The organism is Psychroflexus lacisalsi (assembly GCF_020164495.1).
GTDB classification, from domain to species: domain Bacteria; phylum Bacteroidota; class Bacteroidia; order Flavobacteriales; family Flavobacteriaceae; genus Psychroflexus; species Psychroflexus lacisalsi.
This window is the reverse complement of sequence record NZ_JAIQYZ010000001.1, coordinates 229,347-248,173: the sequence shown is the minus strand read 5'-3', so window position 1 is coordinate 248,173 and position 18,827 is coordinate 229,347. Positions and strand designations below refer to the sequence as shown.

Sequence of the window (18,827 nt, the reverse complement as noted above, 5' to 3'; positions counted from 1 at the left end):
TTCTCTAATTCAGTAAGCTTGGCGAATACGTCGTATTGAAATTTGAAATGTCAATAAGATTTCCTGAAGCTTCAAAGTTTGTCCCATAAGTAGAATCAATAACTTTAAGAATTTCATTAGCAATTAAAGCATAGCCTCTGGAAGTTGGATGAACTCCGTCTAATGAAAAAGCTCCGCCGGTCACTAAATTTGAGGTTAATATTAAATCATTTTGTTCCACACCTACAGAAGCGATCTGATCTAATAGAGTATTGGAATCAAATAAACCAAAACCATTTGCACTGGCAGTCTGCTCAATAATCTGATTAAATTCGATTGTTGCATTCAAAATATCTTCTTGTTCTTCGGGAAGTAACACCCACTTGTCTTCCAAGGGAAGAGTGATTCCTTCAGCAGAAAACTGACCAGCTAAGGCCTGGGGAAGTCCTTGAGACATAAGAAATCCAACTCTAGACGTGTTAACTGTTCCTATAATCGAACTGCTAGGCAAAACAAGCAAGTCATCTGGAGTAGCTTGTCTTGCTTGACCATAGGTGTTTCCAAGTAATTCTGCTACTTGTGGAGCTGCCTGCGGTGGCAATCCAAAGCTTGTTACCAAAGCTATAAACTGTGGATTTGGAGCTAAAGCTCCAGATATTTGAAGTGAAATATTGACTAAGTTTTCGTCCTGGATAACAACAGCGTTCGCAGCATCTGAAGAAAACTCTATAATTCTCTCAGTTTCCCCTAAAGCCTGGAAAACTTGATTTATAGCTCCAAAAATAGAATTCAATGTAGGAATTTGTGCTCCAAAATCTGGATTGGACGGATCCAAAGGATTATGAGGGACAGTTGTAAAATGCGGTATAGCAGCAACATTTGGAATGTTGGCTAAAACGCCTTGAACGTTGGGAACATTACCAACGAGCGAACCTACTATAGCTTGATAAGTCTGGCTAAAGCCAACTCCCGGAGGACCTGCTACAGGTGTAATTGGGTCGGAACCATCTCCACCAGAAAGCGCATACCCCAACACATCGTTATTGCCTATCCATAATGTGAAGAAAGAAGGTTGCTGTGCAATTGCATCTGCCAGAACCGAAGTTTGTGGCGAACTTGCCATCCTTACAAAATAAGGATTGGCGGTTGGAGGGTTTGAGATTACTCCGGAAAAGTCACCATAACCTGGAGCCAGCAAGTGAAAACTTTTTGCACCAGGAACCCCTAGATTATTGAAAGGTCCAGATGGATTATTAGCCAAGATATCTGTTGTAGGCTGAATACCAGACACAAGACTTGAAAGAGGCACAGGACCTGAACCATCGAAAACCAGCCTTGGTCCGAAACCTGGAAGCGGTGAGCCTCCAGCTAAAAGTCCACCTATATTATCGTTCATTAAAGGCTGCACAAAAGCACCACCATTGGCAACCAAGGAAAATTGCCCTGATAAAAGAGAAGGCATTGAGTTTTCCTGTGAAATCCGGTATAAAGCACCATCAGAAAATCCAGCTGTAAGAGAATTTCCTAAAGATACATAGTTTGAAAAATCAGCATTTCCAGCCGTAAATTCTTCAAAGTCCTCGCCAGTACCTTGAGATGCTCTTTCCTTATAATCCTCTAAAGCATCATTTTCACATGCCCATAAGCTTATTATCAAAAAAGCGAGAATAAAATATTTAGAATTTTTCATTTAAAAAATTTTAGAAAATTAAAAGTTATTTATGGTCAAAGAAATATAATACTGAGAGCCGATAAAGCCTGTTCCAAATGCTGTGAAATATTCGTCTTGTAATATGTTGGCAGCACCAAGCTTGAGTGTAGACTTATATTTCGGGATTCTGTAATTCACTTGTGCATCGAAAACATTGAAAGAAGGAACAATTCCATCTCCAAAACTCGCTTCCCAGAAATAACTATCTCTCCACCTCCACGCTACATTGAAGCCAAAGTTTTCAAAAAGGTCTGTGTGACCAAATGAAGTCTTCACTTGATGTTCCGGAGTATTAAACCCTAACCTTACGTTAGGATTTGCTGCTACATCAAAGTCTAGCAAGGCATAGGTGTAATTTGAGCTCAAGTCAAAGCCACCGAAAACTTTTGTAGACAATCCTATAGCACCTCCGTAAGATCTAACTTCCTCTTCTGTATTGGTATAAGTTTGGAAGACCTGAAAGTCTCCGTTGGCAATAGCGGCAACTGCCAGAGGCGTGTTTGTACCTGGGACGGTTTCTGTTAATTCCACATCACCATAAAACGGAGCAAGTACATTTTCGTTGGATAAGAAGTCATTATATCTATTGTGATATACGGATGCATCAATTACAAAACCTTCGATCTTTCCTCTGTAGCCCAATTCAAATGAGGAAACCTGCTCTGGTGTCGCAAGACTGGAATTTCCTATTTCAAGATCTGCGGGATTGCCTGACTGAGAGAAATTCTGGTTAACAGAGTTTGCCGTAAAAGAATTTTCGTAGGCCCCTGTTCCGTCAAGATCCAAAGTCGGTGAGCCCAAAACAGCAGCTCCAAAAGGACTCAGGTTTCCTTGTGCTACACTAAATTGCTTTGAGTATCTTGCTGGGTTATCAAAGGCGCTACCTATTAAAACAGCTCTTCCTACATCAAGACCTATATATAAATCCTGGGTTGTTGGATTTCTAAAACCTGTTTGGAAAGAAGCTCTTATATTATGATCTTCGGCGATGGTAAATCCGGCGGAGAGCCTTGGCGAAAAGAAGCCGTCAAATAATTCTGATTTGTCATACCTCAATGAGCCTGTTAATTTCAATTTTACTAAATCTGACAATTCCACATCTTTTTGAATTTGAGTATAAAGTCCAAATTCAGAATATCCAATGCTTCCATCGTTATCTGTATAAATTGTTCCGCCTGAGTTGAGGTCATAAACTCTTAACGAACCACCAACCTGTACTTCTGCAAAGTCCCATAAGTGTCCAAAGTTATAATTGGCATCAGAATGGTAAAATCTTGAATTGTCCTGAAATTTTGATCCCTGACTTAAATCCGGGTTTTGTACCACCTGATCAAAAACATTTTGAAATTCTGGAGTACCTGGTATTAATCTTTCTATACCATCATCGCCATTAGGATCAATTACTTCATCTGCAACGGCACGGGCTTGAGAGTGTTTTTGAGCGTCGGTTAAACCTTGAGGATTACCAGTAAGTTCTATTCCTGCATAAGTTTGAATGTAATCGCCAAACCAGTCAGAATCACTTTTCCAGGCCCGATTGATGTTAATCCCGGTAAAAACCATATCATAAGAATTTCCTGCATCGTCAATATTCACATAAGTTCTGAAAAAGAAATTGTTGTTTTTCACCTCAATTTTATGCTGCTGAAGGACAAAATCTTTAATGTTATATCGGTTGGCTCCCTGATAGATGGTGTTTCCACTTCCTATTTTACCAACATATTGTATCTCAAAATCATCTTCCCATGGTCTATAATACAACCCCCAGTCTGCTTTCAAGCTCTCTGCATTATAATTGGTAAGATCCACTTCATCATAACCTGTCCTACTCACCTCAACATCTGGTATAATACCAAGTCCTGAGGCGCTCCTTATATTTGTAGACACTTCGTCTCCGTAAACATTTATTCCATCGTAATCTGTATCTGCTCTTGTCAGTCCTCTGTTCAATTTGTCTTCCTGGTTCGTTGCCCACCAGTCAGTCCCTTTGAGGTAACCTAAATTGACTTTAGCAGCAAATTTATCGCTGAATTTATGGGCTATTCTTATCCCAACGTCTGTGAAAGAATTATCGCCAGCAGCTTCCTGTGAAGTAATCCCTTGTTTTACATAACCACTTATACCAGAAAAATCGAATGGGTTTTTACTTCTCATAAATAAAATACCATTGAAAGCGTTTGCGCCGTATAATCCAGATGATGCGCCTGGTAAAATTTCAACACTTTGCACATCAGTTTCAATCATTCCAATCAAATTACCTAAAGGAAAATTAAGCGCTGGAGCTGAGTTGTCCATTCCATCCACAAGTTGCATAAATCTTGCATTGGCAAATCCAGCAAAACCTCTGGTGTTGACAGAACTAAAAGTTAAACTATTTTTATTGATATCTACTCCCTTCAGGTTTTCAAGTCCTCCATAAAAATCTGCGGAAGCAGTGTTTCTCACCTCATTGATTCCGAATCGCTCAATGGTAACTGGAGATTCGAAAACGCGTTCTGGAGTCCTTGAAGCTGAAATAACAACCTCATCGAGCTGACTGCTCAGTTCTAATTCCACCTCAATCGTTTGAGTTTTACTAAAAATATTTACCGTTGAGTTTTCAAATCCCGTAAAAGAAATCACGATATCAAAAGGAGGGACCCGATCTGTTTTTAATTCAAATCTACCGTCAAAATCTGAAGTCGTTCCTTCATCAGAACCCATCACTATAACATTAGCACCAGGCAAAGGAATTCCTGAATTATCTTTTACTGTTCCTGTAATTACAGTTTGAGAAAAAGAGGACAAACAAAACATCAAGAAAAGAAAAGAGAATACTTTTTTCATAATTATATTTTAAAATTCGTTAAAGCGAATCTAAATAATTAAAATTTAAATTGCCAAATTTAAATTGATAAAAAAGAATTTATATCTGAATTTTTTATTGATCTACTATTTTATTTGTCAAATAATTCCTTATGCCATTATCTATAAGTTGTTTTTTTACTTTTTAAAAAATTAGATGTTCTGAATTTCAAGCTGATTTGACCGTATCTATTAACAAATTTATATTTGATTAACAGTTGACATCGAATAAGCGCTCAGATGTTTTGACAATTTGTATCAGATGTTCTTGAACAAGAAAAATGACGTATCTCCTATTCAATTAATTCACTGAATAAGATATCCCTCGTGTTTTTATTATTATGAAGATAAGCCTGGAAGTAATAAAATAAAAACTCCCCAACTCCTAAAAAAACAAATTTCGTAGGAATTGAGTAGTAAATAAATTGAGGTAATAAGAATTATTATTTTTTGTTGAAGTTTAAGACTTAAGATATTTTAAGCTCATCCCAAAGAACTCTTCTCTTTTCTCTGCATGAATCCAATGTCCAGCATTTTCAATGGATTTAATTTCAAAATTATCAAAATGAGTACCCATATCAGATTCGTCACTAGTTGTGATGTAATCGGATTTGCCTCCTTTAATAAATAGAATTTCACCAGAGTATTTTGCATTTTGAGGAAGTCCTTTACCTACTTCTTCAATATTTTGTTTCAGTGCTTTTAGATTTAGTCTCAAATTTAGCTCATCTTGAGTTTTCCAATACAGGTTTTTTAAAAGAAACTGCCTGATAGGTTTTTCTGAAATATAGTTTGACAAAAGCTCGTCGGCATCAGATCTTGAAGTGAGTTTTGCTTCAGAAATTTTGGTTAAGCCTTCTAATATTTGTTGATGATGTGGAGCATAGTATTTTGGAGCTATATCTACAATAATGAGTTTATCAACTTGTTCGGGATAAAGGGTTGCAAACCTCATTGCTGTTTTACCGCCCATCGAATGGCCGATAATTGAAGTAGATCCTATGTCTTTTTCCTTTAAATACTGCTTTAAATCTTCAGCTAAAAGATCGTAGCTGAAAGCATCGTCATGAGGACTTCTTCCGTGATTCCTTTGGTCGACAAGATGTACTTCAAATCCTTCTTTAGCATAAGAATTGGCAAGTGTTTTCCAATTGTCACCCATTCCCAAAAATCCATGTAGGATAATAAGAGATTGGCCTTTACCTTTTACTTTGGAATGTAATTTCATTTAGCTTAATTTTTTGAGGTAAGCTTTCACAACTGGCTCTAAGCCATCGTAAAGCGCTTCAGAAACAAGGGCATGACCTATAGAAACTTCATCTAAAAATGGAATATTTTCAGCAAAATATTCAATGTTGTCCAGAGATAAATCGTGGCCTGCATTAATACCCAAACCCAAATGTTTTGCTTCTTCGGCACATTCTACATAAGGCTTTATGGCTTCCTTTTTGTTTTTTATAAATCCTTGGGCATAAGCTTCAGTGTAGAGTTCAATACGGTCTGTCCCAACTTCTGCTGCACCCTGTACCATAGCAACATCAGGATCTACAAAAATGGATGTTCTTATTCCATGAGCTTTGAATTTTGCAATCACTGTCTTCAAAAATTCTTTATGTTCCACAGTGTCCCAACCTGCATTGGACGTCAAAGCGTCTACAGCATCTGGAACCAATGTGACTTGCGCGGGTTTAGCTTCAAGAACGAGATCGATAAATTTTGGATTAGGATTGCCTTCAATATTAAATTCGGTAGTAAGGACTTTGGTTAATTCTCTCACATCTGCATAACGGATATGACGTTCATCAGGTCTGGGGTGAACTGTAATTCCCTGAGCTCCAAAAGACTCCAAACGCTTTGCGGCTTCAACTACATTGGGAGTATTTCCTCCTCTTGCATTTCTTAAGGTTGCGATTTTATTAATGTTAACACTTAATCTTATCATTGTTAGTTTTTAAACAAAAATACAATCAAAAGAAAGACTTTGCTTGTATTTTATGTATTTTGCAAGAAAACATGACCTTATGATTTGGCAAAATTTTATAGACCAAACTTTAAAACCTATACAGGTTTCAGACACGATTTCAGATATTAAACTAGCTTTCAAAGCTTCAAAGTTTAATCATCTGCCTGTTTTTAAAAAAGGGGTTTTTAAAGGAAGTGTAAATGTCAATGACCTTTTGGAGCTACAGCAAACCTCTACACTTTCAGAATTCAAATATTTAGTAGAAGTGTTTTATGCAGAAAGTCATAAAACCACCTTAGATCTTATTCATGAATTTGCCAATCATCAAACTAACTTACTGCCGATATTGGACACTGACAAAAACTATGTAGGCGTTGTAAAGCTAGAAGATGTATTGGATCTTTTTGGCGAAACCCCCTTTGTAGCCAATGAAGGTGAAGTCATGATCTTAAGAAAAGAAAGAACAAAATTTGCCTTTAGTGAAGTCGCTCAGCTCATAGAAACTTTAAATGCCAGATTTTCTGGAATGTATATCAGTAAACTTTCAGAAGAATTTGTTGAAGTGACAGTTAAAGTTGAACATCAAGGCATTAATGAAATTTTACAAACTTTCCGTAGGTACGAATACCAAATCGCAAGTGAGCACCCTGAAGACTTATTTGCTGAAGATTTGAAAGAACATTCAGATTATCTCAATAAATATCTTGATATATAAATCATGGTAAAAACTGTCGCAATTTTCGGCCAGTCATTCTATCCTGAAACTGAAAAGTATCTCATCCAGCTTCTAGAGGTTTTAGAAAAAAATTACATCAGTATTATTATAGAAGAAGATTACTACAGAATGTTAGTTGAAGAAAAGCCAGTGAGGAATTTAGAAAAATATTCCACTTTTGAAACTTTGGATGAATCTGTAGATTTATTTTTTACCATTGGTGGTGATGGAACCATTTTATCTGCGACAAAATTTGTAAAAAATCTAGATATACCTATTGTAGGCATCAATACCGGTAGACTCGGATTTTTAGCAACAATTCATAAAGATGAAATTAAAAAGAGTATTGAAGAAATACTTTCAGGGAATTATAAAGTTTCTGAGCGCTCACTATTAGAAGTAAATCTCGAAACCAAAGAAAAGATTCTTGACAATTTTCCGTTTGCGCTCAATGATGTAGCCATTAGCAGAAAGGAAACCACGTCAATGATCACCATAGAAACCTGGCTTAATGATGAATTTCTAAATTCTTATTGGTCTGATGGAATTATAATTTCTACTCCTACTGGTTCTACCGGCTATTCGCTAAGTTGTGGAGGACCAGTGGTTACTCCACAAACCAAAAGTTTCATTATAACGCCTATTGCGCCTCACAACCTAAACGCCAGACCTCTTGTTATACAAGATGACTTAGAAATAAAATTGAAAATTTCTGGGAGGGAAGATCAATATCTTATTTCTCTAGACTCTAGACTAGCTAGTCTAGACAAAAACACTATTGTCCGTATAAGAAAAGCGGATTTCAAAATCAAACTCGTCTGGCTACAAAATGATAGCTTTATTACTACACTTCGGAAAAAACTATTGTGGGGTCAAGATAAACGCAACTGAAACAATAAATTCCATTCAAAAGTGTTTTTAGAGACAAAAGAATAAAAACACAAGTCATTGAATCCGATATTTTTATATTTGCAAACTTTTGAAACTCTATGAGATATATCCTGTTAAGCATTTATTTATGTTTCAGTATCAGCTTGACTAAAGCACAAACCTATGAAGCAGGTTTGATCATTGGAGGTGCAAATTTTGTTGGAGATGTAGGGTCATCCTCTTTCACTAGATCCGAGGATTATTTTAGTGAAGATAAAGTTTCATATGGGGTCGTTTTAAAATGGAACCGCAGTCCTAGGCATGCCTTTAGGTTTACTGCAATAAGGGTCAACACTTTTGGCAATGATCTTAGATCAGACGAGCCAAAAAAACTAGCTCGAGGGTATAATTTTGAAACCGATATTACTGAATTGTCTTTGGGTCTTGAATTTAACTTTTTTGAATGGGATCTTCATGAACTTAAAAGACCTCTTTTTACTCCTTATATTTATACAGGACCTACATATTTTTTCACCAACGAATTTTATTTAGATCCGGCAACCAACGAACTTGCAGAAGGAGAATCAACCTCTAATTTTGCAATACCTTTGGTATTTGGAGTAAAAGGAACCTTAAGCAGGCACTGGATATTGGCAGCAGAGTTTGGGGCCAGATATACCTTTACGGATAATCTTGACGGAAGTGCACCAGATGAAATAGTTAGTCCTCCAATTTATCCTACCTTTGGAAATTCAAATATGAACGATTGGTACATTTTTACAGGAATAACGCTTACTTATACCTTTGGTCGTAAGCCTTGTTACTGCAATTTTTAGTGAATGGATTATAAATCAAATATAATAGTAGAACGATTACCAAAACACATCGCCATCATTATGGATGGTAACGGACGGTGGGCAAAAAAGCAAGGCTTAATGCGGGTTCGAGGTCACGAAAAAGGGACTAAAGCCGTGAGAGAAACGGTTGAGAGTTGTGCAGAACTAGGTGTTCAAAATTTGACCCTTTACGCATTTTCTACAGAAAACTGGAACCGACCAAAGTTTGAAGTCCAAACCCTCATGAAACTTCTTGTTTCCTCTTTAAAAGAAGAAATCAAAACTTTGCAAGACAACAAAATAAAGCTTCAAGCCATAGGCTGTATAAATAATTTACCTTCTAAGGCTAGAAAAGAGCTCAATGAGGTTATTGAAAAAACCGCGCATAACGATCACATGACTCTCACTCTTGCTTTGAGTTATGGCTCTAGGGAAGAGCTGACCCAAGCTGTGAAGTTAATTAGTGAAAAGGTAAAAAATAACATAATAGATTTAGAAAGTATTGATGAATCTACAATAAATAAGCATCTTTACACTCAAAATTTACCAGACGTAGATATGATGATTCGGACAAGCGGTGAGCAGCGAATCAGTAATTTTTTACTTTGGCAAATGGCCTACGCAGAATTATATTTTACAGATGTTCTTTGGCCAGATTTCAGAAAAGATAACCTTTTTGAAGCAATTTACGAATATCAAAAAAGAGAAAGAAGATTTGGAAAAACAAGTGAACAACTCTAAGTGCTCCTTATTGTTTGCTAGAACAACACGATACATATCTGTTCTGGCCATTATATTATTTAGCGTAATTACAAACGCTCAGAATTCACCTTTAGAATCTGCCGGCAAGAAATATACTCTTGGAGAAATAGAGGTCGTTGGTTCTTCGAGCTATAACGAGCAAACAGTAATTGCCTTTACAGGTCTTAAAAAAGGAGATGAAATTTATATTCCTGGTGACAAGATAAGCAAGGTGTTGAAGAAACTTTGGGATCTTGGCTTGTTTAGCGATATCAACTTTTATCTGAAAAATGTAGATGGAGATACTGCAGATCTACAACTTGAAATTGTTGAAGTTCCAAAACTAAATGACGTCAAAATAAGAGGTGTAAAAAAGCGTAAACGATCTGAAATTGTAAAGGACAACAAATTACAAAAGAACACGAAGGTCACAGAGAATTTTATCGTTAATCTACGCAATAACCTTGAGGATAAATATAAAGAAAAAGGCTTTCTCAACGCTAAAGCAAATATTACTACCACACCTGTTGTAGATACCACATCCACAGATAACCTGGTAGATATGACTGTGAATATTGAACAAGGAGACAAAGTAAAGATTAGCTCTATCAATATTGAGGGTAATGAGCAATTTTCGGATTGGAAGGTTAAACGAATGATGAAGAAAACTAAGGAAAAGTTTTTCTTAAGGTTCTGGAAACGCTCCAAGTTTATTGAAGATGAATACGAGGCTGACAAAGAAAGAGTAATCAAGAAGTTTAAAGAAAAAGGTTATCGTGATGCGAGAATTGTCAATGACTCGGTCGTTGTTAAATCTGATACAGACATCGCTGTCAATATCGAAGTGAAGGAGGGAGACCGATATTATTTTGGAAATATTGAATTTCTTGGAAATTCTGCATATACAGACGCCCAGCTTAATCAATTAATGGGAATTCGTAAAGGTGACCCTTACAATGGTACCATCCTACAAAATAAGATTGCAAACAATGAAAAACCAGATGCAGACGATCTAACAAACTTGTATCAAAACAACGGGTATTTGTTCTCGAATATCACTCCAGTAGAAACAAGAATATACAACGATACTATTGATTTTGAAATCAGAATCAACGAAGGAAAAATTGCTTATTTCAATGAAATTTTGGTCACAGGAAACGACAAAACCAATGATAATGTTATTTTCCGAAATTTAAGAACACGTCCGGGACAACAATATAGCAAGCAGGATGTCATGAACACCATTCGTGAGCTTGGACAACTCGGGTTTTTCAACGCTGAGAATTTGGAACCAAAGTTTGAGAGTGTAGATCCTCAGTCTGGTACTTTAGACTTGCATTATATCGTAGAAGAACAAGGAAGTAGCCAGATAGAACTTCAAGGTGGTTACGGTGGCGGTGGCTTTATTGGAACGCTTGGTCTAAGATTCAACAACTTCTCAATTAAGAATCTCTTTAATAAAGAAGCCTATAAACCTGTACCGATGGGAGATGGGCAATCACTTTCTTTGAGGGCTCAAGCTAGTATCGCTTTCCAAAACTATAGCTTATCCTTTGTAGAGCCTTGGCTTGGCGGTAAAAAACCGGTACAGCTCTCGGTTTCTTTATCTCAAACCATTCAATTTTTATTTAATCCTTTAACGAGAAGAGCAGACAACGATAGAAGCTTTACTATTTCTGGAATAAATGTGGGTTTTGCAAAACGTCTAAGAGAACCCGATCAAAACTTTACTTTATCTACCAATGTTGGTTATCAAAATTTCCAATTAAACAATTACAACATCGGTTTATTTAGATTCCCGAATGGTAGTTCGAATAACTTGTCATTTACCGTAGGGCTGAACAGAAACAATACGTTTACCAACCCTATTTTCCCAATGGGTGGCTCTGAGTTTGATTTTTCTGTAAAGTTCACCTTGCCATACTCTGCATTTAACGACGTAGATTATGAACAACTTAGAGATGAAAGAAATGAAGCCCTAGCAACCAACGATAATGAAGCCCTAGCAAGAATTGATCAACAGAGATTTAATTGGCTGGAGTTTTATAAAGTAAAATTTAGTGGAGACTGGTACAATAATCTATTTGATAAATTGGTTTTAAGAACACGGTTTGAATACGGATTTCTTGGAGCTTATAACAATGACAGGGGTATTCCTCCATTTGAACGTTTTTTCTTGGGTGGTGATGGCCTTGCAGGTTTTGCCCTGGATGGTCGTGAGATTGTTGCCTTAAGAGGTTATCCTAATCAGTCTATACTTCCTAGATCTAGAACTGTAGGCGGAGAAGAAAGTTTCAATGATGGTGCTTCAATCTATAACAAATACACCATGGAATTGAGGTATCCTATCACATTGAAGCCAACGGCTTCCATATATGGACTTGCCTTCCTGGAAGGTGGTGCTACTTTCGATCAGTTTAAAGATTTTACTCCATTTGAGATGAGTCGTTCTGCTGGTGCTGGTTTACGAATTTTCATGCCTGCATTTGGATTGCTTGGTATTGACTTTGGTTATGGTTTTGATCCAATACCTGGATCAAACACCGGGGCAAATGGATGGGAAACGCATTTCATTATTGGCCAGCAATTTTAAAAAGATGGCACAGTTTTTAATACACTAGAGATATGAAGTTTTTAAAATACCTTTTATTCTTAAGTATATTTTCATTTACCATGTTTGGTCAAGGTGGCTTGAAAATAGCTTATGTAGATATGGATTACGTATTGGAAAAACTTCCTGAATATAAGCAAGCTTCTAATCAGTTGGATATGAAAGCCCAGCAATGGAGGACTGAAATTGAAAGCAAGCAAAATGAAATCAATAGTCTTAAAGCTGAACTTGAAAATGAAAGACCTCTTCTTACAGCTGAACTTGTACAGGACATGGAAGATGAAATCAGTTTTTTAGAGAATAAATTACTTGAGTACCGCAACAAACGCTTTGGAGTTTCAGGTGATTTTATTGTTCAGAAAAGACAATTAATACAACCCATACAAGATCAGGTATTCAATGCCATTCAGGAAATAGGAGATAGCAGAGATTATGATTTTATTTTTGAAAACTCCGCAGAAGCCTTACTTTTGTTTTCGGCAAGAAGACACGACTTGAGTGAAGTCATTCTTAAGTTGATCAATAGGAATTCCCGAGGTGCAGGTGTAGAAACTGCAGATGTAATAGAAGAACTTGATGATTATAAATCTGTTGAAAAAGCAGAAGAAGACGAAATTAAAAAAGAAGAAAAGGCTCTGAAAGAAGAGGAGCGCAAAAGTGAAAGAGAAGCTCTAATCGATGAGCGTCAAAGACAAAAAGATTCTTTAAGAGATGCCAGAAAACGTCAATTTGAAGAAAGAAGAGCTAGAATACTAAAACAAAGAGAAGAAAGACAACGAGAAAGAGACTCTATAAAAAACGCAAGAGAAAACAATTAATTATAATCACTAAACTAAAAATTAAGAAATGAGAACATTAAAAACAATTGTAATAGCCTTGGTATTGTCTTTTGGATTGATGGCAACCACAAATGCACAATCTAAAATTGCACACATTAACTCACAGGAATTTGTACAAAACTTACCAAGTTATAAATCTGCAATGACAGAACTAGATCAACGCGAGAAAACTTACCGTAAAGAGATAGACGACTTGCTAAAAGAAGCGCAAAAAACTAATGAGCGTTACCAAAGAGAAGCAGGTACTAAAACTGAAGAAGAAAATCAAAAAAGAGCTATGGAGCTTCAAGAAATGCAACAGTCTATACAAGAGTACAGACAAACTGCATCTGAGGATCTTCAGAAAAAACAGGAGGAATTGATGAGACCTGTTCTTGAAAGAGCAAGAGAAGTGATCCAGAAAGTAGCTAGAGAAAAAGGATACGATTTTGTATTGGATTCTTCACTGGGTTCTGGCGTATTAATGGCAGACGGTTACGACTTGATGCAAGACGCTAAAGTTGCTATAGGAGAGTAATCCAATTTACTTTATAATTCATACAAAAAGACCATCTTTGTGATGGTCTTTTTATTTTAATATGTCTCAACAACCTATTGTTTTATTTGATTCTGGCGTAGGAGGAACCTCTATTTTAAAGGAAATAGTAGAGCTTTTACCCAAAGAAAATTTTATCTATCTGGCCGATAGTAAAAATGCTCCTTACGGAGAACGAACTCCCCAAGAAATCATTAATCTGAGTGTAAAAAATACAGAACTTGCATTGAGCATGCGGGCAAAACTAATAGTGGTCGCCTGCAATACTGCCACTACTAATGCTATTGCTTATCTAAGACAAAATTATCAACTCCCCTTTATAGGGATAGAACCCGCTATAAAACCAGCAGCCTTACATTCAGAAGTAAAAAGAATTGGAGTGTTGGCTACCAAAGGAACGTTGAGTAGTGAACTGTTTAAACAAACCTCGGAAGCCTTTACCCAGGGTATAGATGTTATTGAAGTCATAGGAAAAGGTATTGTAGAGGCTGTTGAAGGAGGCTGGACTAAAGATGAAAAGTTTATAAAACAATTGGAAGAACAGATACAGCCTTTTATACATCAAAGCATTGATTACCTGGTTTTAGGTTGCACTCATTTCCCATACATTATCCCTCAGCTAAAACATCTCCTCCCTTCTCATGTGAAAATTATAGATTCAGGAAGAGCAGTCGCAAAACAGACTGAAGCCGTGTTGAGAAAAAACAAGCTCAAAACCTCTTCAAAAACAGAAGGGCAAGTTCAGGTGTATACCAATGCGGATAATGTTTATCACGTTAAGGAACTCGTCAAAGAAATTCACAATGTTGGAGTAAAACAGATGGATTTTTAATAGTTTACTGCTGGGCAAATACATTTCTGGCGCTTTCTGTTTTCTCCGAAATCGTAACCAATAGTGATTTGATGAAAACCAGAAGTTGAAATAACTTCAGAAAATGCTTGATGAGAATAGGTGTAAGCCACCATGAACCGGTTGTAATTAAACCCGACAAATGGCGAAATATATTGTAAATTTTGTGATTGAGCTTGATTTCCTGGTGCTGTAAAATCAATGCCATCTAGGGCTCTTCTGTATGAAACTCCACCCCAGACTTGGCCTACATTAAGTTGATAATACGCTTTTGCGTTTATATCAATATTAGACTGATTTATTGCTTCTCTATGTTGGAAAAACAAGGAAGGTTCAAAAATCCATCGAGACTGTAAGGATGAAATAGTGTAACCTACTGAAGCCAGGTATTGACGCTGATTTTCAGTTTCAAATACTTCAGAAAAAACCGTTCGTTGTTGCGGGAGAATGTTTTTCAATGTGAGGTGTGCAAAAAAATCTAAAAAGAAATAAGAAACTCCAAAGTCAACATTAAAGAGTGTTTCAGATTGTTGAGAACCATCAATTGCAGGATCTGGATTGCCTATTAAATTGAGACCTCTTTGATCGAGGCGATCCTGAACCACACCGGCACTTAGACCAAAGGAAAGTTGATTGATATCTGCAGTAGATCTTGAAAACATGAGGTGATAAGCAAACGTAGCTAAGGCCCCTTGCTGAGTGAATCTTCCATTGGCATCATTATAGAAAATACCGCCTAAGCCCACTTTATCGTTTACCCTACCATTTACACTCATGGTTTGTAAACTCGGAGCTTCATTCACATCAAACCATTGTTGCCTGCCCGTAAGTCTTATCTTATTAAAATTGGAGGCACCAGCCATTGAAGGGTGTACCAAATAATAGTTGTCCGTCAGGTAATCAGAATAAATTGGCAAACTCAGGTTTTGGGAGTATGCAGCATTAGATGCCAATCCAACAATCAGTAAAAAAATTGTTCCAAATAACTTTTGAAGAGGTGAAAAAAAATTTATCGATTTCAAAAAATAATTTTATAAAAAATGATATAGTATTCAAATATACATTTTATTGTCCTCCATCTATTTGATTTGCTATCAATCAAGAAAAATTTAAGACTTCATAATCAGTTAGTTTTTAAATCCTAATAGAAACTCAATTAGATCAATTCTAAATTATTGTTTTGTAATTTTGTAAAAAATCAGGATCATGTCGAATTATACCGTAGAAATAAAATCAACTAACAAGCCTTCCATACTTAAATTTGAATTCAATGAATTCCTTACAAAGCAAAAGGGCTACGAATATCATAATATCGAAGAGGCTATTAAGTCGCCTATAGCTTCCCAACTGTTTTACCTTCCATTTGTAAAGACTGTCTACATTTCTCAAAATTTTATAGCTATTGAAAAATTCAATATTGTAGAATGGGAAGACGTACAAGGTGAAGTCGCAGAACAATTGTTGAAACACCTCAACGAAGGTGGAGAGATCGTTAAGGAAGAAGAGGCCGAATCTACAAAGAAAGTCCCGGTTACGGTTTATGCCGAAAGCACACCAAATCCTTCTGTGATGAAGTTTGTAGCCAACAAAAAATTGGTGCTGGAATCTGCAGAATTTAAAACTATTGATGACGCCGACCGTTCACCTTTGGCCCAGAAGTTATTTCACTTTCCTTTCGTGAAAGAAGTATTTATGGATGAGAATTACATTTCCATCAACAAATACGACATGGCTGAGTGGGACATGATCACCAATGAACTCCGAGGGTTTATAAAAGATTATATTGAAGAAGGCGGAACCATCTTAAAAACGGGATCGGTTTCTAAAGAGAAAGCTGAAGAATCCTCTACACCAAAAATTGACACTTCCGACCTGGACGACGTATCCAAAGAAATCGTACAGATTTTGGAAGAATACGTAAAACCAGCAGTAGCAAGTGATGGTGGAAATATCGTATTTAAGTCTTACAATAAAGAATCCAAAGACGTAGAAGTGATCTTGCAAGGCGCTTGTAGTGGATGCCCTTCCTCTACAATTACTTTGAAAAATGGAATCGAAACTATGCTTAAGGAAATGCTTCAAGGTAAAATCAATAATGTAGTAGCTTTTAACGGATAAGAAAGCTTCACTCATATGAATCCTCACCCAGATTTATAAACATAAATCTGACCTCTCACAAGGAGAGGTGCAAAATGACAGTAAAAATTACTTGCTTGTCCCTTGACGAAAACTTTTTAATATCAACTCGGCGGTACGGCGGCTTGCGCCTGTACCGCCGAGTTTTGTTTTCAAGTCTTTATAATCCGAAAGCATCACTTCTCTTGTAGAAGATTCTAAAATTTTATCCAATTCCAGTTTAAGGTTTTTGGATGTAAATTCATTTTGAATCAATTCCTTCACCACTTCTCGATTCATAATCAAGTTCACCAGTGAGATATAATCCAGTTTCACAATTTGTTTAGCGATCCAATAAGAAATAAGGTTTCCTTTGTAGCAAACCACTTCCGGCACTTCAAACAAAGCTGTCTCCAGAGTCGCTGTTCCCGAAGTCACTAATGCCGCATGAGATTTACTTAATAAGTTATAAGTGTCATTAGTAATGAATTTTACTTCGGAATTTGACACTACTGACTCATAAAATTCTTCATCCTGACTTGGTGCTCCTGCAATCACAAATTGATAAGTGGGGTAATCACGGACTACTGAAAGCATCACTGAAAGCATTACAGATATTTCCTGTTTACGACTTCCGGGTAGCAAAGCGATAATCAGCTTATCGTCCAGGTCATGCTTATTTTTAAACTCTTCAAAACTGATTTCCTTACGCTTTTCAATTTGGTCTAAAAGCGGATGACCTACAAAGTAAACCTTAAAGTTGTGCTTTACTTCATAAAATTCTTTTTCAAAAGGAAGTATCACATACATGTGGTCAACATCCCTTTTGATGTCTTTTATTCTGCTTTCCTTCCAGGCCCAGATTTGAGGGGATACATAGTAATGCGTCGCCATACCCTGCTCCTTAGCCCACTTTGCAATCCTCATATTAAAGCCAGGATAATCGACAAATATGATTGCATCCGGCTGATATTTAGAAATATCAGCTTTACAGAGTTTGATGTTGTTTAGTATGGTTTTTAGGTTCGTGATTACTTCCCAAAACCCCATGAAAGCAAGTTCACGGTAGTGCTTTACTAAAGTTCCTCCTACTTCAGCCATGAGATCACCTCCCCAGAACCTGAATTCTGCTGAACTGTCTTTTTCCAATAAAGCTTGCATCAAGTTGGAGCCGTGAAGGTCACCGGAAGCTTCACCAGCTATGATATAATATTTCATCTAGTTTTTTAAATCAATCGATAAACGAAATTACAATAAAATAAGCAGTAGACCTTAAGCTAAGCTTCAAGTTCATTCTTGAGTTCCTATGGGATTTGCTACATTTGCAGAATCTTTTTAAGACAAAGAATTTATGATTCAATCCATGACCGGTTACGGTAAAAGCAAGCTTGTAGAAGCTGGCAAAACATTTACCGTTGAGATAAAATCTCTCAATAGTAAAAACTTAGATGCCAACGTAAGAATTCCATCAGAATTCAGAGAGCTGGAGCTTCCTATCAGAAATAAGCTTTCACAAAGCCTCAGCCGAGGAAAAGTTGATTTTTCTCTTCAGGTTGAAAAACACGATGAGGAAAGTACGGCCAAAATCAATACTAAAGTTGTCGAAAATTATTTGAAACAACTTAAAGCGCTTCCAGTCTCGACCTTAGAAGACGACAGTCGCATACTTCAAATCGCAATGACATTGCCAAATGCTTTAAGTTCGGAGAAAAATGAATTAGAAAAGGAAGATTCTCAGGCGGTTTATAAGGTTTTGGATCTGGCTTTGGAGCAAATCAACACCTTCAGAACTGATGAGGGAAAAGTTTTGAAAGAAGATTTTGAACTCAGAATTCAAAATCTGACTGAATTACTTTCAGAAGTGAAATCCATTGACCCGGAACGAATCGAGCACGTAAAGACGAGGTTGAGAAAGGGCATCGAAGACCTTAAGGAAAAGATTGACGAAAATCGATTTGAGCAAGAATTGATTTATTATATCGAAAAATACGACATTACCGAGGAGAAGACGAGACTCGATAATCACTTATCATATTTCTTAAAAGCTCTAAATTCTTCTGATTCTAATGGTAAAAAACTCAATTTTATTTGCCAGGAAATCGGTAGAGAAATCAATACTATAGGGAGCAAATCCAACTTCGCCCCTATGCAAAAAGCCGTGGTGCAAATGAAAGATGAACTTGAAAAGATAAAAGAACAATTGCTTAACGTACTGTAA

General features: G+C 36.6%; 16 protein-coding genes. 10 read left to right on the top strand and 6 right to left on the bottom strand.

Annotation, left to right across the window (positions count from 1 at the left end; translation table 11 throughout):
- Window positions 1–4 precede the first annotated feature (4 nt).
- The 4 genes from LB449_RS01145 to LB449_RS01130 form a co-directional block, all read right to left on the bottom strand.
- The gene (locus tag LB449_RS01145) at window positions 5–1,669 is read right to left on the bottom strand and encodes an SGNH/GDSL hydrolase family protein (protein ID WP_224453239.1); all 1,665 of its coding nucleotides are present in this window, start codon (window positions 1,667–1,669) and stop codon (window positions 5–7) included.
- Window positions 1,670–1,687: 18 nt separating this feature from the next.
- A complete protein-coding gene (locus LB449_RS01140) occupies window positions 1,688–4,516 on the bottom strand; it encodes a TonB-dependent receptor (protein WP_224453238.1) in 2,829 nt (942 codons plus the stop codon).
- Between the two features lie 478 nt (window positions 4,517–4,994).
- Window positions 4,995–5,762 (bottom strand): alpha/beta fold hydrolase, encoded by a 768-nt coding sequence (locus LB449_RS01135; protein WP_224453237.1) that lies wholly within the window; start codon window positions 5,760–5,762, stop codon window positions 4,995–4,997.
- A complete protein-coding gene (locus LB449_RS01130; protein ID WP_224453236.1) occupies window positions 5,763–6,476 on the bottom strand; it encodes a pyridoxine 5'-phosphate synthase in 714 nt (237 codons plus the stop codon).
- Window positions 6,477–6,555: 79 nt separating this feature from the next.
- Here LB449_RS01130 and LB449_RS01125 point away from each other — a divergent pair, with 79 nt between their 5' ends.
- The 8 genes from LB449_RS01125 to murI all read left to right on the top strand — a co-directional run bounded on the left by LB449_RS01125 (window position 6,556) and on the right by murI (window position 14,476).
- Window positions 6,556–7,212, top strand: a complete 657-nt coding sequence (locus LB449_RS01125; RefSeq protein ID WP_224453235.1) for a CBS domain-containing protein — start codon at window positions 6,556–6,558, stop codon at window positions 7,210–7,212.
- Window positions 7,213–7,215: 3 nt separating this feature from the next.
- Window positions 7,216–8,103: an NAD kinase gene (locus LB449_RS01120; protein WP_224453234.1), complete on the top strand. Its 888-nt coding sequence runs from the start codon at window positions 7,216–7,218 to the stop codon at window positions 8,101–8,103.
- A gap of 98 nt (window positions 8,104–8,201) precedes the next feature.
- A complete protein-coding gene (porG, locus tag LB449_RS01115; RefSeq protein WP_224453233.1) occupies window positions 8,202–8,918 on the top strand; it encodes a type IX secretion system protein PorG in 717 nt (238 codons plus the stop codon).
- A 3-nt stretch (window positions 8,919–8,921) separates the two neighbouring features.
- Complete coding sequence (locus tag LB449_RS01110; RefSeq protein WP_224453232.1) at window positions 8,922–9,659, top strand: isoprenyl transferase; 738 nt, start codon at window positions 8,922–8,924, stop codon at window positions 9,657–9,659.
- The gene (bamA, locus tag LB449_RS01105; protein WP_224453231.1) at window positions 9,595–12,252 is read left to right on the top strand and encodes an outer membrane protein assembly factor BamA; all 2,658 of its coding nucleotides are present in this window, start codon (window positions 9,595–9,597) and stop codon (window positions 12,250–12,252) included. Before LB449_RS01110 ends, bamA begins: the two co-directional genes overlap by 65 nt.
- Window positions 12,253–12,284: 32 nt before the next feature.
- Window positions 12,285–13,088, top strand: coding sequence for an OmpH family outer membrane protein (locus LB449_RS01100; RefSeq protein WP_224453230.1), 804 nt, complete (start codon window positions 12,285–12,287; stop codon window positions 13,086–13,088).
- 28 nt (window positions 13,089–13,116) lie between these two features.
- Window positions 13,117–13,626, top strand: a complete 510-nt coding sequence (locus tag LB449_RS01095; RefSeq protein WP_224453229.1) for an OmpH family outer membrane protein — start codon at window positions 13,117–13,119, stop codon at window positions 13,624–13,626.
- Window positions 13,627–13,687: 61 nt separating this feature from the next.
- Entirely contained in the window at window positions 13,688–14,476 is a 789-nt protein-coding gene (gene murI / locus LB449_RS01090; RefSeq protein ID WP_224453228.1) for a glutamate racemase, read from the top strand.
- Here the strand turns inward: murI and LB449_RS01085 are convergent.
- Entirely contained in the window at window positions 14,473–15,516 is a 1,044-nt protein-coding gene (locus LB449_RS01085) for a PorP/SprF family type IX secretion system membrane protein (protein ID WP_455431235.1), read from the bottom strand. The genes murI and LB449_RS01085 overlap by 4 nt on opposite strands.
- A gap of 184 nt (window positions 15,517–15,700) precedes the next feature.
- On the opposite strand from LB449_RS01085, the gene LB449_RS01080 reads away from it, so the two are divergent.
- Window positions 15,701–16,612, top strand: coding sequence for a NifU family protein (locus LB449_RS01080; RefSeq protein ID WP_224453227.1), 912 nt, complete (start codon window positions 15,701–15,703; stop codon window positions 16,610–16,612).
- Between the two features lie 87 nt (window positions 16,613–16,699).
- On the opposite strand, the gene lpxB is transcribed toward LB449_RS01080, so the two are convergent.
- Window positions 16,700–17,827, bottom strand: a complete 1,128-nt coding sequence (lpxB, locus tag LB449_RS01075; protein ID WP_224453226.1) for a lipid-A-disaccharide synthase — start codon at window positions 17,825–17,827, stop codon at window positions 16,700–16,702.
- 133 nt (window positions 17,828–17,960) lie between these two features.
- Between lpxB and LB449_RS01070 the strand changes: the two genes are divergently transcribed.
- Window positions 17,961–18,827: a YicC/YloC family endoribonuclease gene (locus LB449_RS01070; RefSeq protein ID WP_224453225.1), complete on the top strand. Its 867-nt coding sequence runs from the start codon at window positions 17,961–17,963 to the stop codon at window positions 18,825–18,827.